Source organism: Photobacterium sp. DNB23_23_1 (assembly GCF_052873815.1).
In genome coordinates this window covers 82,458-99,122 of record NZ_JBNNXT010000012.1, presented here as the reverse complement: position 1 = coordinate 99,122, position 16,665 = coordinate 82,458, and the positions used below count along the sequence as shown (strand labels likewise).

Annotated in this window: 15 protein-coding genes; 5 read left to right on the top strand and 10 right to left on the bottom strand. The window is 45.2% G+C overall.

Annotated elements, in window-relative coordinates; genetic code table 11:
- The first annotated feature begins 69 nt into the window (after window positions 1-69).
- Entirely contained in the window at window positions 70-2,364 is a 2,295-nt protein-coding gene (gene metE, locus ACVA53_RS10125; RefSeq protein ID WP_446505009.1) for a 5-methyltetrahydropteroyltriglutamate--homocysteine S-methyltransferase, read from the top strand.
- Between the two features lie 59 nt (window positions 2,365-2,423).
- Here the strand turns inward: metE and ACVA53_RS10120 are convergent, their stop codons facing one another.
- From ACVA53_RS10120 to ACVA53_RS10085, 8 genes are all read right to left on the bottom strand, one after another.
- A complete protein-coding gene (locus ACVA53_RS10120) occupies window positions 2,424-2,672 on the bottom strand; it encodes a hypothetical protein (protein ID WP_446505008.1) in 249 nt (82 codons plus the stop codon).
- Between the two features lie 375 nt (window positions 2,673-3,047).
- Window positions 3,048-3,494, bottom strand: coding sequence for an META domain-containing protein (locus ACVA53_RS10115; protein ID WP_446505007.1), 447 nt, complete (start codon window positions 3,492-3,494; stop codon window positions 3,048-3,050).
- A gap of 239 nt (window positions 3,495-3,733) precedes the next feature.
- The gene (locus ACVA53_RS10110; protein ID WP_446505006.1) at window positions 3,734-5,374 is read right to left on the bottom strand and encodes a mechanosensitive ion channel family protein; all 1,641 of its coding nucleotides are present in this window, start codon (window positions 5,372-5,374) and stop codon (window positions 3,734-3,736) included.
- 160 nt (window positions 5,375-5,534) lie between these two features.
- Window positions 5,535-5,966, bottom strand: coding sequence for a hypothetical protein (locus ACVA53_RS10105; RefSeq protein WP_446505005.1), 432 nt, complete (start codon window positions 5,964-5,966; stop codon window positions 5,535-5,537).
- Between the two features lie 244 nt (window positions 5,967-6,210).
- Entirely contained in the window at window positions 6,211-6,960 is a 750-nt protein-coding gene (gene pstB / locus ACVA53_RS10100; protein ID WP_446505004.1) for a phosphate ABC transporter ATP-binding protein PstB, read from the bottom strand.
- A gap of 17 nt (window positions 6,961-6,977) precedes the next feature.
- The gene (gene pstA, locus ACVA53_RS10095) at window positions 6,978-7,844 is read right to left on the bottom strand and encodes a phosphate ABC transporter permease PstA (RefSeq protein WP_446505003.1); all 867 of its coding nucleotides are present in this window, start codon (window positions 7,842-7,844) and stop codon (window positions 6,978-6,980) included.
- A 5-nt stretch (window positions 7,845-7,849) separates the two neighbouring features.
- Window positions 7,850-8,761 carry a phosphate ABC transporter permease subunit PstC gene (gene pstC, locus ACVA53_RS10090; protein ID WP_446505002.1) on the bottom strand — a complete coding sequence of 304 codons (912 nt, stop codon included), beginning with the start codon at window positions 8,759-8,761 and terminating at the stop codon, window positions 7,850-7,852.
- A 106-nt stretch (window positions 8,762-8,867) separates the two neighbouring features.
- Window positions 8,868-9,686: a phosphate ABC transporter substrate-binding protein gene (locus ACVA53_RS10085; RefSeq protein WP_446505001.1), complete on the bottom strand. Its 819-nt coding sequence runs from the start codon at window positions 9,684-9,686 to the stop codon at window positions 8,868-8,870.
- A gap of 515 nt (window positions 9,687-10,201) precedes the next feature.
- Here ACVA53_RS10085 and ACVA53_RS10080 point away from each other — a divergent pair.
- Both ACVA53_RS10080 and ACVA53_RS10075 read left to right on the top strand, forming a co-directional pair.
- A complete protein-coding gene (locus tag ACVA53_RS10080; RefSeq protein ID WP_446505000.1) occupies window positions 10,202-10,360 on the top strand; it encodes a hypothetical protein in 159 nt (52 codons plus the stop codon).
- Window positions 10,361-10,643: 283 nt separating this feature from the next.
- On the top strand, window positions 10,644-10,919 hold the full coding sequence (locus ACVA53_RS10075) for a hypothetical protein (protein ID WP_446504999.1): 276 nt from the start codon (window positions 10,644-10,646) through the stop codon (window positions 10,917-10,919).
- A 35-nt stretch (window positions 10,920-10,954) separates the two neighbouring features.
- Here ACVA53_RS10075 and ACVA53_RS10070 read toward each other — a convergent pair whose 3' ends face one another.
- A complete protein-coding gene (locus tag ACVA53_RS10070; protein WP_446504998.1) occupies window positions 10,955-11,749 on the bottom strand; it encodes a family 16 glycosylhydrolase in 795 nt (264 codons plus the stop codon).
- A 174-nt stretch (window positions 11,750-11,923) separates the two neighbouring features.
- A complete protein-coding gene (locus ACVA53_RS10065; protein WP_446505037.1) occupies window positions 11,924-13,273 on the bottom strand; it encodes a DUF3131 domain-containing protein in 1,350 nt (449 codons plus the stop codon).
- 276 nt (window positions 13,274-13,549) lie between these two features.
- Here ACVA53_RS10065 and ACVA53_RS10060 point away from each other — a divergent pair, with 276 nt between their 5' ends.
- Both ACVA53_RS10060 and ACVA53_RS10055 read left to right on the top strand, forming a co-directional pair.
- Entirely contained in the window at window positions 13,550-15,277 is a 1,728-nt protein-coding gene (locus tag ACVA53_RS10060; protein ID WP_446504997.1) for a type I secretion system permease/ATPase, read from the top strand.
- Entirely contained in the window at window positions 15,270-16,568 is a 1,299-nt protein-coding gene (locus ACVA53_RS10055) for an HlyD family type I secretion periplasmic adaptor subunit (protein ID WP_446504996.1), read from the top strand. Before ACVA53_RS10060 ends, ACVA53_RS10055 begins: the two co-directional genes overlap by 8 nt.
- Window positions 16,569-16,665: the final 97 nt, after the last annotated feature.

Below are 16,665 nucleotides of genomic sequence, written 5' to 3'. Positions count from 1 at the left end.
ATTGCTCATGCTCAGCGGCTAGGTCATTGTGATGACAACAATGACAAAGAATGCAGGGACGGAACAACAATGACAGTAAAAACAACAACACATATTTTGGGCTACCCGCGTATTGGCAGCCAGCGTGAGCTGAAGTTTGCCCAAGAAAAATACTGGCGAGGTGAAATTTCGCAATCTGAACTGAAGGAAGTGGGAAGCTTGCTGCGCCACCGCCATTGGGGGGAGCAATCTGGAGCGGGATTGGATGTCGTCACTGTTGGTGATTTTGCTTGGTACGATCATGTCTTGGGCACCAGTATGCTGCTGGGTCATTTACCCAAGCGTCACCGCAGCGGTTTTCCAGAGCTCGATACTTTGTTTCGTGTGGCCAGGGGGAAAGCACCAACAGGTTGTGCGTGTGCAGCATCCGATATGACCAAGTGGTTCAACACCAACTATCACTATATTGTGCCGGAATTTAGCGCCGATGATGAATTTACGGTGAGCTGGCCGCAGTTGTTTGAAGAAATTTCCGAAGCAAAAAAAGCGGGTCACAAAGTGAAACCGGTGTTATTGGGGCCCATTACTTACCTATGGCTTGGTAAGGAAAAAGAAGCCGATTTCGACAGGCTCTCCTTATTACCAAGACTGTTGGCAGCTTACCAGCAGATCCTCAATAAGTTAGCGAATTTAGGCGTAGAGTGGGTACAAATTGATGAACCGTCATTGGCATTAGAGTTACCTAAAGAGTGGGCTGAGGCATTCAAGATCGCTTATCAAGTGCTGCATGGTGCACCAAAGCTGTTATTAACGACGTACTTTGACAATGTTACTCATCAACTGGATGTTATTACTAAGCTTAAAATCGATGGCTTACATGTGGATGTTTCAGCGGCGCCTGAACAGTTGGATGAAGTGGTAGAGCGCTTGCCTGAGCATTGGGTATTATCAGCAGGTGTTGTCAACGGTCGCAATGTATGGCGTGCTGATCTAAGCGCTCTGTTGGAACGTCTTAACCCGGTCAAAAAGAAATTAGGGGGGCGTTTATGGTTGGCCTCCTCTTGTTCGCTTCTTCACAGCCCTATGGATTTGGACTCAGAAACAGATTTGGCTCCAGAAGTGCGGCAATGGTTGGCTTTCGCCAAGCAAAAGTGCCGTGAACTGACGTTGTTGGCGCAAGCCATTGATGGTAACGAAATCGCGATTGAAGAGTGTGCTCACTACAGTGCACCGATCAAAGCCCGCGCAACGAGCTCGTTAGTGAACAACGAACGGGTGCGTCAACGCAGTGCAGCAATCACTGATGCATTGGCCGAGCGAAAGCAGCCTTATGAAGAGCGAGCCCGTCAGCAACGCCAATCTTTGGGGTTACCTTTGCTGCCGACAACAACCATAGGTTCATTCCCGCAAACCAATGAAATCCGTACCCAGCGACGAGATTTCAAAGCAGGCCGCCTCAATGAACGAGACTATAATGCAGCAATGAAGGGCCACATTCGTGATGCGATTGGGCGTCAAAACAAGTTAGATCTTGACGTATTGGTGCATGGCGAAGCTGAGCGTAATGACATGGTGGAGTATTTTGCAGAATTGCTTGAAGGCTTTGCCGCGACCCGTTTTGGTTGGGTACAAAGTTATGGCTCACGCTGTGTGAAACCTGCCGTTATTGTCTCAGATATTTATCGCTCGGTACCAATGACGGTTTCGTGGGCGCAATATGCCCAGTCGTTAACGGACAAGCCAGTAAAGGGGATGCTTACTGGACCTGTGACTATTTTGGGGTGGACGTTCCCGCGTGAGGATCTTAGCCGCGAAGCGATAGCCAATCAAATAGCATTGGCATTGCGGGATGAAGTGGCGGATCTGCAAGATATAGGGGTTAAGATCATTCAGATCGATGAACCTGCTATTAGAGAAGGGATGCCGATCAAAGCCAGCCAATGGCAAGCGTATTTGGCTTGGGCAGTGAAAGCGTTCAAGATATCCGCGGCCAGTGCTGAGCCACAAACGCAGATCCACACCCATATGTGTTATAGCGAGTTCAACGATATGATTGAATCTGTGGCCGCATTGGATGCTGATGTGATCACCATTGAGACATCTCGTTCTGATATGGAGTTGCTCAAAGCGTTTGAAGAATTTGACTATCCGAATGAGATCGGCCCAGGTGTATATGATATCCACTCACCGAACATTCCAACGATTGAGCAAGTCATTGAATTGATCGAAAAGGCGGAAGCACAAATTCCTGCAGAGAGGTTATGGATCAATCCTGATTGTGGGTTAAAAACGCGAAGCTGGGAAGAAACTGAAGCAGCACTATCGAACATGGTCGACGCTGCAAAAGTGTTGCGAGAGCAGTACCGGTCAAAAGCGGTGTCGTGAGCAATCGCTGTTACTAGCCAAAGCCCTCGGAGTTACTGAACCCGGGGGCTTTGATTTATTTAAGAGCGCCCTTTGATATCGTCGAAGCTAGGCTTGTATTCTGACGTAGTATATTTGGTTTTTAGCTTAGGGAAATGCGTTCTATCGTTTTGCCCCTGTAGTTCATTACTCGTTGGGACAAAATTGGATGGTTGATATATTACTTTCTGTGGCGAGACTTCACTGTTGTCATTGCGGCCTTGGAGCTCGTAAGCGACAGCCGAATTGGCAACAAATAGCCCAACAATAATTAATGCGATATTTTTCATGGCAGCCTACCTTAGCAAAAGTGAAATGTTTACCGAGTTGTATGTGCCCAAGTGACTTGGACATAGTAAGCTTAGATGATAAAAAAACGCGAATGGTATGATTTTCAAAACTTTAAATTAAAAACCTATCAATAAGTGCTGATAGTTAACATATTATCGTTTTTCAAGGCTTAGTATAAAACAGAACTAACCGATTGAAAAAAAACTGAAAAGTGTCGGATTGATCACAACCATGAAGGGGGAAATATGGGTTAGATACAACATATCTGACAGAATATGAAAGTTTTGTGAATTAATGATATTGATATATCCAAGCTTCCGGGGGGATCAAAATACTCCCGCAAAAAGCAGGAGTATTTTGTTAAATAAGCGTGCTTATTCAGCTTTTGTACGAGTGAAAGTCAGAGTATGCTCAGTACCAGCTAGAGTAAGCTGATTGCCTGCTACAGTGGCAGAACTCCAATCCATTAGGGTCGCACTCATTACGCGCTCAAGTTCCATCGCTGGCTCTGGACATGCCATCATGGTCATCCCCATTTTTTCAATACGTAGTTTACCTTCGTTAAGCTCAGCTTGACCGAAGTAACGGTTACAACCAGCATGGCCATTGGCGGCTAAATCCGCGGAAAGCTGGAGGTTCGGTGCTTGGAATGGTTCCACGATCTTAAGGTCGTTACCATCCACTTTGTTCAGTACCCAGTTGTAAGAAGCAAGGTCAGTATTTGTGAGCATAGCGATTGTTGGCTCGCTTTCGGTGTTAGATGCACAAGCGGCTAGAATGAAAGGCACGGCCAATGCAGCAAGAATACGTTTCTTCATCATTATAAATTCCCAGAAGTCGTGATAATCACTCAACCAAGTACTATTCCCCTTAATACTTACGGATGAGTAATTAATTGTACGTTGTTTTTTTATGTTGTTTGCAATATATATCAGATTTTGGTGTGAGGGAATATCTAAAACACACTTAACACTGCAATATTCAGGAACAGTTTGGTTTTACCCAAAACAAAGAGTAGTTTAAACGAGACGAAAAGAAAAAATGTTAAGCTTACGTCATTTTATTTCTCTTCTTTTTTTATCATATGGAGGTGGACATCCTGTTGTGGGAATGGGATAGAAATACCTTCTCGATCGAAGCGTATTTTTACTTCGCGGGTGACATCCCAATACACATCCCAATAATCCTCGGTTTTGACCCAGGGACGAACAATAAAATCAACGGAGGATGAATTGAGGACATGAAGCTTGATGGTTGGTTCTGGTGAGCGGAGCACCATAGGATGATCGGCTAGGATGGCCTCCAGTACTGTTTCGGTTTTTTCAATGTCATCGCCATAGCCAATGCCGAACACCATATCGACCCGGCGCACCTTCTCATGGGTGATGTTCTTGATGGTATCACCCCAAATTTTGCTATTAGGTACAATTAATATTTGGTTATCAAAGGTCTTGATGGTGGTGCTAACTAAGCTCATGTGACTGACTTTACCTGAGGTGCCACCGGCTTCGACATAGTCATCGACATCAAATGGGCGGTAGATCAGCAGCATCATACCGGAGGCAAAGTTAGACAGCGTATCCTGCAAGGCAAAGCCGATGATCACACCCGCGACACCGAAACCGGTCAGTACCGGTGCTAAGTTCAGCCCTATTTGCGATAGAGCAATCAAGATACCAATACACAGTACGGTGTTACCCGTGATTGATATAAAGAAGTCCTTCATCAACTGTGACATACGCAACGTGGGTGATGAAACCGCTCGGGTTACTATCGTACGGGTGATACTTTTAAAAATTTTGAAGATAAATATGATGACGAGGAAGATGGATAATTTAAATAAGGCCGCTGGAGTATTCTGGGCGAGCCAGTCTCTGAAATCTTTCAGGCCATCGGAGAGCAATGACCAGAGTACTTTGATATTGAGGATCTCATTGGTCAGGTCGCCCGATACAACGAACAGTTGCTTGGTATAATCAGTGGTGTCGATCCCCATTTTGCTGGCAAGGTCGACGATAAACTGCAGCCCTTCGATATCACTGACAACTTGTCGTTGGGCAAGGATATATTGTAGCTGCAAGGAGGCTTTTTCCTCCTCGGTAGCTGACTTGATTTGGCCTGCCAGCATGCTTTCTTGCTGATTATCGAATGACAGCTTAGCAGAAAGGAAGTCCAGCCTTTGATCGACATCTCTGATCAAACTGTCCTTTTTCTCATCATCTGGTTTGCCGAGCAACTCCAACCAGCCCATATTGACCCATTGTTCTTTGAGAATCGTGTGATAGAAAGCGGTCGTTTCATGGAGCGTTTTTTGGATGATCAGTTTTTGTTCTGCATCGGCTTTGTCCAAATCACTTTGTAGTTTGGTTACCTGATCGGCCAAAAAATCAATGGCTAGGGTGAGATATTTAATTTGATCGTGCACAAACCCAATGACTCTTGGGGTGTTCTCCTCGGTACGCTTGCTGATCAGTTTCTGTAGCTCGGCACGGATATCTTCGTTTTTCTTCAGCATTTGCATATCGATGATATTTTTGGCCGTACCGGTTTTTCCTTGTGATTCTTTATAGAGCTCCGCCATTTCCACTTCCATTCGCTCTATTTGGGCAAATTCGTCTGGCGTGGGTTCAGGCGTTTGTTCGGTTTCCTCGGCAAAGGACAATAGTGAGAAGAAAAGAGAAATGATGACTAGCCAACGCATAGAGGACAAACTCCGAGATATACCTGCCTAGCAATAAACATAGAGATCATTTGGGAGGAAGGTGGCTTAAATATTGGAAGAAAAGGGACATACCCAATACTTCGATAGGGTTCGACGTTGAATGGTCAGGTACAAGTATTAGCAAGGCGCAGGAGCCAAATCAATCCTTTGCTCCTTCGCCATTAATGATCACTTCCAACCGGTATTGAGCGACTTCGTTGCGGCGGGCAGCTGAGCGCATCATATAGACTCGAATTTTGTAGTCACCGCTTGAGGGGAGGGTGCCTTCAAATTGATTTTCATTGATAGAGCCGTTGAACATGGCTGTTTCATTTTCGCCGGGCGCGAGAATATTAAAGTAGGTGGCAGTATGTTTCGTGGCGAGGCTGACATTCATTGTTTGGCCACTCTGAGCCCCTAACAGGTAATCGACTGTCTCGTAGCCTGTGATAGAAGATTCTATCGTCGCATTATTGGTGCCTGATTGGAACTGTACCCGTTCGGAACGGATATCGTCTCTGGCGATCCCCCCCATGGCTGCAAATAGCAAAATCAGGTAAGTGTGTACTCTAATTGCTACCGTGCTCTTCATGTTGAGGCTCCTGTTAAGGACAATCAATCGAGATATGGACGAATTTAAATACCCAGAGTACCGAATGGGCGGGTGAGACCACTAGTACACCAAAATATTATTGAACAGTTTAGTTTAACTCGGCAATATTTGTTATGTGAAAGCCAGGCAAAAAAAGGCCCCCTAAAGAGGGGGCAATATTTACCATCGCTATTATTATTCGTCAAAATTTTTCATGCGATTTGAGGAAGCGATTAAGAAAGAATTAACCAAAGTCACCGTTTACGTAACCGCGGGTACGGTCATCAGCTGGCTGGCTGAATAGCACGTCAGTTGAATCGTGCTCAACCAGTTCACCCATCAAGAAGAAGGCAGTACGGTCAGAGATACGACGTGCCTGCTGCATTGAGTGGGTAACGATAACGATGGTGAAGTTTTTCTTCAGAGACTCCATCAAATCTTCAATTTTCTTGGTGGCAATTGGGTCAAGAGCTGATGTTGGTTCGTCCATCAGGATCACTTCTGGCTCCATTGCGATAGTACGGGCGATACATAGGCGCTGTTGCTGACCACCCGATAGACCGAAGGCGTGTGATTTCAAACGGTCTTTCACTTCATCCCAAAGTGCTGCACCACGCAGTGACTTTTCAACCACTTCATCTAAAATTTTCTTATCTTTAACACCTTGAGCACGAAGACCGTAAGCAATGTTCTCGTAGATGCTCATTGGGAACGGGTTTGGCTTTTGGAATACCATGCCAACTTTGATGCGAAGCTGAGCAACGTCGATGTTGCCGTAAACATCTTCACCGTCCATCGAAAGGTGGCCTTCGATTTTTACGCCTTCAATCAGGTCATTCATACGGTTCAAGCAGCGCAGTAGTGTTGATTTACCACAGCCTGACGGACCGATAAGTGCGGTGACCTGACGATTTGGAATTGGTAGGTTGATTTGCTTAAGTGCCTGGTTTTGACCGTAGTATAGGTCAAGGTTTTCAATGTTAAATTTATTCATGGTTCTCTTCCTCAAGATTAGTAAGTCGCAGTATTGAATCGGCTAGCGATAAGTTTCGTTAGCAAGTTAATAACAAGAACAATAATGATCAAAATGGTGGCTGTTGCGTATGCCTGGTTCCATTCGTGAATCGTGTATAGCTCCTGCGTTAGTTTGTACAGGTGAACGGTTAACGTACGGCCAGAGTCGAACATGCTCTCTGGGATACGGGCAACCATACCTGCAGTCATGAAGACCGGTGCTGATTCACCGATAACACGACCTACACTGAGGATGATGGAGGTAACAATACCTGGCATTGCGCTCGGTAGAATCAGTCTCCAGATGGTGTAAATCTTAGATGCACCCAGACCATATGAACCTTCACGGTAAGTCTGAGGAACAGCCATTAATGCTTCTTCAGTTGTACGGATAATAACCGGTAGGATGAGGATACTCAGGGTCAGTGCACCTGACAGAATAGAGTAGCCAAAGCCCATTACAACAACGAAGAAAGTCATACCAAATAGACCGTAGATAATCGACGGAATACCGGCCAGTGATTCTGTACAGAAGCGAATCACTTTTACTAGCTTACTACCAACCTTTGCGTATTCAGTTAGGTAGATAGCGGTCATGATACCCAGTGGTGCTGCCACACCGATAGAAGCGGCAACCATATACAGGGTGGAAACAATCATTGGCCAGATACCTGATTCTTGGCCGATGGTGGTGTAGTTGCTGGAAATGAACGTCCAATCAACATGTGAAAGGCCGTTGCTCAGAATGTACCAAACAACCCAGAGTAGAAAGCCGACAGTGATAGAAGCGGCTGACCAGATAAGCACCAGTGAAATTTTATCTTTCATCTGCTGCTTTTGTGTATTTGTACCTTGTAAAGCCATCGTAATTACCTCGCACGCTCACGGTTCAAGTAAAGAAGCGCGCCGTTTAGTACCATAATGAACACCAAAAGAACGATACCCGTTGCGTATAGTGCACTTGCGTGGAGGCCAGTTGCATATGACATCTCAATCGCAATGTTTGCCGTTAGCGTACGGGCTGAGTCCAAGATACCTCGTGGCATGGCCGGTGAGTTACCCATGACCATAATAATCGCCATGGTTTCACCAAGCGCACGGGCAACACCCAAGATAACGCCGGTCATGATGCCTGAGCGTGCTGCAGGTACAAGCAGCTTAAAGATTGTGAACATTTGCGATGCACCCAGTGCGTAAGAACCTTCTTTGTAAGTACGCGGTACAGCACGAATGGATGTTTCTGATACCGTAATAACGGTTGGCAGAATCATTACTGAAAGTACGATGATACCTGCCAAGATGGTGTTACCTGCTGGTACAGAGAATACATCTTGAATTAGAGGTACGATGATAACCAAGCCGAAGAAACCGTAAACAACAGACGGAATACCAGCGAGTAGTTCGATCATCGGACGAATGATATCTGCAAGGCGTTTCGGTGCAACTTCAGAAATGAAAATTGCAGTTAGTACGCCGATTGGTACACCGATAACAACGGCGCCAGCGGTAGATACCACGGATGCCACAATCATTGGGGCAATACCGTATAGCGCGGGTGGTAGCCAGTTTGTGCCTAGTACAATACCGCCAACACCAGCTTCGGCAAAGGCTGCATAACCTTCACGGAAGATAAAGTAGCCAATCAAAATTAGCGAAAGAATGCCAAGTACGGCACTTGATAAAAATAAATACTTAAAAAATAGTTCACGCCAGTCGACTTTATCTTTCGCTTTTAGCGATGAGCCTTTTGCGGAACTTTGAATGTTATTTGCGATGGTCATATTCTTACTCCAGATATTGGTTAAACAAGGTTTACCCGAATACCAAGGAATCAACAAAAACCCGGTCATCATCAAATGATGATGACCGGTAAATTAAATTTATAACTTACTTAACAGCGATGAAGCCGTTGTCAGCAACAATCTTTTGGCCTTCAGGACCTTTTACCCACTTAATGAAGTCTAGAGCGGCAGTTGAAGGGCGGCCATCTTTGTATACAACAATGAATGGACGCTGTACGCCGTAATCACCAGCCTGGATAGCTTCAACAGATGGCTGATGGTTGTCGATAGATAGAGGCTTAACAGACTCGTCTACAGAACCTAGAGAGATGTAACCGATAGCGAATGGGTTGTTAGCTACGATAGTTTTTAGCTGACCGTTACCGCTTGCAACTTGTGCACGCTGAGAGATAGCAGAAACAGACTGGCCGTTTACTTCCATTTTAAGGTCCATGATGTCTTCGAAAGCACCACGAGTACCTGAAGCTGTATCACGAGTCGCAACTACGATTGGCTTGTCTTCGCCACCAACTTGGTTCCAGTTAGTGATTTCGCCTTTATAGATTTTAGAAACTTCTTCGATAGATAGGTCATCAACTGTATTGTCGTTGTGAACAACTACTGCGATACCGTCACGAGCGATAACGATTTCTTGGATGTTGTCAGCTTTCTCTGAATCTTTAAGATCACGAGAGCTCATACCAAGGTCAGAAGAACCATCGTGTGCGGCACGAACACCCGCAGAAGAGCCAGGGCCCTGAACTTCGACTGTCACACTATTTGACTGTGCGTAGGTCTCACCGAGAACTTCCATGATTGGTGATACGGAGCTAGAACCTACAACTGAAATAGTTTCATTTGCTACTGCAGTGTTGAATACCATTGAACCTGCTAGGGCTAGAGCACCAATAACCTTTGTTTTCATTTTCCTAATCCTTAAAAAGTTGGCCTGATTGCCAATAGGTTTTGAATGAACGAGGCAAAGATTAGGGAAGAAGTATGACAGTAATGTTTCAGTAGTTTGAACACTCTATGACGCTAGTCATAAATGTTTAATAAGTGTCCAATTTGATCTTGATTCCACTTCTTGATTTTGTGCGTATAGCTATAGCCTGACAATCCCCAAAGGAATCACATATATAGCGAATGGGTATATAGTGTGTTTCTCACTTAATGCATCGATGTGCGTACATCTCTTGCTATTGGTAGTGAAAAGGTCGCTTGAAGGTGTGAATGAAGAGGTTTTGTAGTGCTTGGTGCTTAATGTATATTTAATTTTGGTGTAATTATCTGTTGTTGTGTTTCTGTTTGATTTGGTATGCGGAAATGCTGGTGCATGACGGTAATGTTACAAGGTTGCAATCCTTGATAAACGTTGCAGTTTTTAATCATCAAAAAACTTATCGCTGTTTTTTTCTTAATTATTTTCAAGAGCAGTGCTTGATTGCTTTATTTGCTGCTTTTGTCACCATGGTGTTCAATGCGCTGACCCATCAGCGCAGTTTTACCAAAGCAACACAGCGGTTTGATATTTCACGTACCCAAGTCAGTAAGCTGGTTCAGCAGTTACATCAACGGCGGCCTAGCGCATGTCGGTGATTGGACCGGTATTGATGACCTAAGCCTGGAGTTTATCTTCGGTTACCTTTTTGCCCCTGTGGCATAGCTGATTGGTGGTTTGGCTGGGGTCTTCTTGTCTTTTTAATGGTTAAAAGATAAATGACGAGCAAAAACAGAGTGCAATGCACTCTGTTTTTGCATGTAGTAATCGTGTATTCACACTAGGATCACTTGTACTGCGATATAAGACCTAAGGACCGTTTGAGTATATGTGGCCAATCCGGTAGTGTCTGTCTCACAAGTGATATATATAGGCGATGAGATGAAATCTGACGTTGATAAGTTGCTCAATCAACATAACAAGCTTGTTCATTCTGAAGATAAGAAGGTTACATCACATACCCAACGTGAGGCAGGAGATTGGATTATGCACTCCATAATGCTCGAAGGCTACGATGTCCCATTTAAATTCAAGCGCAAGAAAAAGTATCAATCGCTGGCAGGAGCGAAGGTTAATCTCACTTATTATCCAGCCACGGAGGTTGTGGCTGGATTGAGTTTTGAAGTGATGAAAGTTGTTCGTATTAAACGCGCTTAGCGAAGAAAATACGTTGAATGGCGGACAAGATAAAGCTAGTTTGTTAATGAGCATTTCCGGCCAGGAATATAGCGGAAATTTTTGTATTCGGCGGTGGCAGAGGTCGTTGGGTCGTTGCTAAATTCGCCAGCCCAATTGGAGATCTTCTCGTCCGTTGCCCATACATTGGCCATGATCCGAAGGCGACTGTCAGCGACTGACGGGATTGGATCAATGCGGCTGTTTTTCACTTTATAAACAAGCTTGCCATCGATATACCATTTGATTGCGCCTTTGGTCCATTTGATGCCATAACGGTGAAAATCTTGTGATGCATCGAAATTTAAATAAATAAGCTGTTCATGACTGCGGGCATAGCGATCATCATTGGTCCAAAAATTAACCTGCATGACATTGGTGTTGTGACCCAGAAATTCGACATCAATTTCGTTGTGCATGCCATTGCCATCTTCTGGCTTGTCATAAGGGCCAGCAAATAAGAAGAATGAACTGATGACGCCGGGTTCGGCAGCAGGCTTCATGTCCACTTCATAACAACCATAGCCGTAGTATTGATGGCTTCTCAATTCGCCAGATTGAAATTCAAAATCGTCCGTGCCATTGGGCGCATGGCTTAAGGTTATCGTCATGCCGTCAGTAGAATGGGTAATCGCTTCGCCTTCCCAGCGGTTGAAGAAAGGAAAGCCGTTACTCCAGCCGTCGGATTTCCACCAAAGTTCAGAATTGAGTTCGGTAAAGGGGTCTTCTATTGAGGTATCGGCAAGCACGAGAGGGGTAAACGATAGCATGGTGATAAAGCCTGCCGTTTGGGTGAGTGATCGTAACAACATAAATACAGATCCTTAGGAAAATAGAGCCAGCACAATGCCCATATAACATGAAGTCATTTGGGTATTATTAAATTAGCAGGATTTTTTTGTCCTAGAGCTGTAAAGCTGTATTGGTTCTGAGACGTATAATTAAATTATGCGACGCAGTTTGAAATGTTGTGTCTAGAATGAGAATCAACCAGGGCTAATAAGTGGGATAAAGTTCCGTTTCTTGTACCATAGTGCACTTAAAATGAGTGAGTTTGTGTTGATGTTGTAAGCACTGTTCGGGCCTCCGTTTAAATAAATACCGGTAGGGATAGAGCGGTGTGTGAGGCTGTTATTTATTACTTTGTCAGCAAGCTGATGGCTGAAATCATCATCGTTAAATAAAACACTCAAGCCAAAAGCGACTTTATTGCTAAAAATTTGAGGATTCTCCACCGGCTTGCCGCCAGGCGCGATACTTAGCCAAGCGCTTCCATAAATGAAAATATTGTTGTAGGAAAACCACGGGGAGCGGCTCATGGCATCTTCAGCAAAAATCCATGGGATTTTTTGCTGCGAGGATTTGTTCTTTTGTAACTGGTATAGGGCGTCCAGTTGGTTCCACCATTGACCTTCAGCTCCAATTTCAATACCAGCAAGAACATAGGGATCCGTCGTAAAATACGGTAAGTTGCGCTGATCGACTAACAGTGGGATCCCATCCACTAAGACTTTTTCTATATCTTGTTGTTCATAGGCAGTAGAAACATTAAATCCGGCAAGACTGAAGCCGTAGGCAGCATATTGTAAATATCCTAACCGGCCTTCTTGGCGATAATGTTTCTTATTGGATGTTTTGAGCTCGCCGTACAATGTGCCTTGGTACACGGATTTATCCAATTTCCAATGCTCTAAGATACGTATAACAGAAGCTTCGAATTTTGGTTTGTTCCGTTGGGTGATTTCTAGCCAAATTAATAGTCGGCCAATATCTAAAGCAGACCAGCCATTACCATTCGAACTACTAGAACTGTACTGGCCTGAGGGTTTAGCGGTATGGGTATTGTACTCGCGGTTTGGCAGGGCGTCACGATAGAGAGGTAAACCCAGTAGGGTATCGAGTGTTTTTTGCAGTTTGCTGTCGGCTTCTTCGGATGAAATCAGTTCAAGGCCCTCAGCGGCGAGAATCGCTGCTATTCCACTGGCAACATCCCACATCGTACTGTGATGATAGCCTTGCACTGAGTTAATGAGGCCAGTTTCATGGTTCCAATTTTGCTCAAAATAGTAATAAGCTTTTTTGGCTAACAACTTTTCGTTGCGGCTGAGTTCAACAGGAGACGCCGCCATGATTGACGAGTCAGCTTTAATCTTAGAGAGAGCCTCTTCGAGTTCAGTTTCTTTTATTATGATAGGGGGAGCAATTGTACGGCGCTGAAACTGTATGTCACTCGCTGCTACATCCGTATTGTTATGAGTCACACTGCGACCACCATAAAAGCTGGGCTCTGCTTCTTCGGTGTTGGTGTTGAAAGCAGCAAACACAAACACTGGCATCAGTAATGCGGTCAATACTGGTGATATTTTTAGCATAATTTTGTGTTGTAGCGTGGCTTTCAACATTACCCCTGCTTTCCTTTTTGTGACAACTTACTAAGTTATATCGGTTTAATCCATGAGTTGGGATAGTTTGCTATAGATGCGGAGTAAAACTGTGACGCTGCTCTCTTTGGTAACTGTCTGATGTTTAATTAATTAACTGCAAATTCTTTATTGTAATTTTTTTGCTTGCTCTATAATTAATATACTACCAGTGGCGTATGGGGAAGGACTTTGCTCAAGGAAACGTTAGCAACTGCGTTGACAGCGTGTAAGAAGGATTTGTTTTTTGTCGCTTTGTTTAGTCTGGCGATTAACTTTCTGGTATTGACGCTGCCTGTATATAGCTTGCAATTATTCGACCGGGTGCTTAGCAGTGCAAGTTTAGATACTCTTATGGCCTTGATGGTGGTCGCCGTTGGTTTGCTGACTGCTCAGGCGGTGATTGAGCATGTCAGAACACTGCTGTTACAGCGTTCCGGTTTAAAACTGGATGTCTCCCTTAGTTCATCACTGCTGGCTGATAGTATTCGTCGTTCTTCCAAAATGAACCGGATTGACAAGCAAGGACTGCAAGATTTGACAGAAATTCGCCAGTTTCTGGTGACCCCTTCAACGTCTGCGATTTTCGATATCCCTTGGGTTCCCTTGTTTTTGCTCATCTTGTTCGTATTGCACCCGTTACTTGGCATTATTGCGCTGGTTGGTTGTTTTGTTTTTTGCGTATTGGCTGTGGTCATGATGCTCTCGGCGAAGAAACCCAGTGAGGAAGCCCAAGCATTGAGCATCAAAACCAGCATGGAGCTGAATGATTTCCTACGCAATGCTCCAACGCTGAGGGCGATGGGCATGGCTGACAGTGTTGGTACATTGTGGAATCGTCGTAACTTCAAGCTATTGGATTTGCAGTGGCGTCTCAATGCCCGTACTGGTCAGTTACTGTCAATTAGCCGCTATTTCAGAACCTTGCTTCAGGCCATCGTGTTAACTGCTGGGGTTGTTTTGGTATTACAAAACCAGATAGGGGCAGGAGCGATTATTGCCAGCTCGATCATTATGGCGCGAGTACTGTCTCCGTTTGAGCAGGCTGTAAGTGGATGGAAGAGTTGGTTCAGTGCGTTGCAGGCGTATAAACGACTAAGCCAATACGAAGACGGTCAACAGTCGGAACCTCAGACAGAGCTGCCAGACCCGAAAGGGGAATTATTGCTCCATAATGTCGGGCTTAAATTCCAGCACCAAGACCAGCCCGTTCTGCAGAATATCAGTTTTAAACTCGGGGCAGGTAATGCCTTGGCCATTATGGGGAACAGTGGATCCGGCAAATCAACCTTAGCGGCATTGATTATGGGGATCCACAAACCCAGTATGGGCAGCATAAAGATCGATGGCGCTGCTATCGATCTTTGGCCGGAAGAGCAATTCGGAAAGCATATCGGTTATTTACCACAAGAAGTGGGGTTATTGGCCGGTACGGTGGCCGAGAACATTTGCCGTTTTTCGGGTGCGTCCGCCAAAGACATTATTCATGCCGCTCGCTTAGCGTGTATCCATGAACTCATTATTTCGCTGCCACAAGGTTATGACACCTATTTGGGAGAGGGAGGGGTACAACTCTCCGGCGGACAGAAACAACGAATAGGCTTGGCCAGAGCGATTTTCTCCAACCCCAGCGTGCTGGTGCTTGATGAGCCTAACTCTAACCTCGATCCGGAGGGGGAGGTGGCTTTAGCTATTGTACTGCAGTATTGCAAGGAGAATCAGATCACTGTGGTGATGATCAGTCATCGTCCCGGCTTCCTGAGGCAGATGGACTGGGTCATCGTGTTAAAGGATGGGAAAATAGAAAAAGCAGGGACATGCGACAAGTTTTTGGGAACGATGTCTGGTGTCGATAACAGTGTTGATACAGCAGTGAAAACGGCCGTAAAGGATTCAGGGCAAGGAGTAAAGCATGGATAAGCAGCGCTTTGATACCCGAAGTATCATACTTTTCGGCTGTGGCTTTTTATTTTTAACTGTCGGTGGCTTCTTGGCTTGGGCGTTAACTGCCCCGCTTGATTCAGCATCTATTGCTCAGGGAACGCTGGTGGTTGAGTCTCAACGAAAAAAAGTCCAGCACTTGCAAGGGGGCTGGGTGAAAGCGATTCATGTACAAGAGGGCCAACATGTAAAAGCCGGAGATGTGTTGCTTGAATTATCCAACATCAAAGCAGAGTCAGACTACCGGCGGTTGGTACTTCGCTCGGCAACCCTCAATGCTCGTCATGATCGTTTGAACGCAGAGTTAGCCCAAGAGCGTCAGATCACTTGGACCTATCAAGGCCAGCATGATGTCGATGACACTGAGTTGGCCAATATCATCAATACCCAACAGTTACAGTTTCAGCAATCGATACTGCGCCGTGATCTGTCTGAAGGGCAATATCAACAGAAAACCATGGTGCTGAAAGAGCAAATGCGGGGGGCTAGCTTTCAACTTAAAGCTATAAACCGTCAGTTATCACTGGTCACCCAAGAAATAACAATGACAGCTGGTTTGTTGGAAAAAGGCTATGTGTCGAAAACCCGAATGTTGGAACTGCAGCGGCATCAAGCCGGTATTGAAGCCCAAGTGGCTGAGCTTACGGCTCAAATTGATGTGCTTGAGGGCCAGCTGCGGTCTCTTGAGCAAGAGTACCAGTCAGAAACGGTGGAATGGGAGCAACAACGTGCGGCTGATTTGGCAACGGTCGAGCGGGAATGGCGGGATGTGACCCAGTCTTTGAGTGCCGCGACGGATATTCGTTCAAGGGTGACTATCCGCAGTGAGCATACCGGTACAGTGGTGGGGTTGAATGTCCATAGTATCGGCGGTGTGATTAACCCGGGTGACGTTATTTTGGAAATCGTGCCGGACAGCGATGAGCTGATCGTCGAAGCCTTGGTTAAACCGGAAGATATCGATGTCGTTCACAATGGCCTAGAAGCAAGAGTCAGGCTCAGTGCCTACAATGTGCGGCGTACACCGCCGGTACAAGGTGAAGTGATTTATGTTGCTGCTGACCGATTGCAACCGAAGACACAGCAACAACCTACAGGGTATTTGGTTCGGGTAAAACTCAATAAAGAAGAGGTGTCTTCTTTGGGTCACATTGAACTGTACCCAGGTATGCCAACAGAAGTGTTTATTTTATTAGAAGCACAAACGATGTGGGATTACTTCACGGCACCGTTATTCAACTCCTACTACCGAGCATTTAGAGAGTCATAATCAGTGGTGAGCACATGGAATTTGATATCGTATTCTGGTTCTTTTTTTATTTGTCTTTTTTCTGTTTATCCACCTATTTGGGATATAAAAAAGGGAA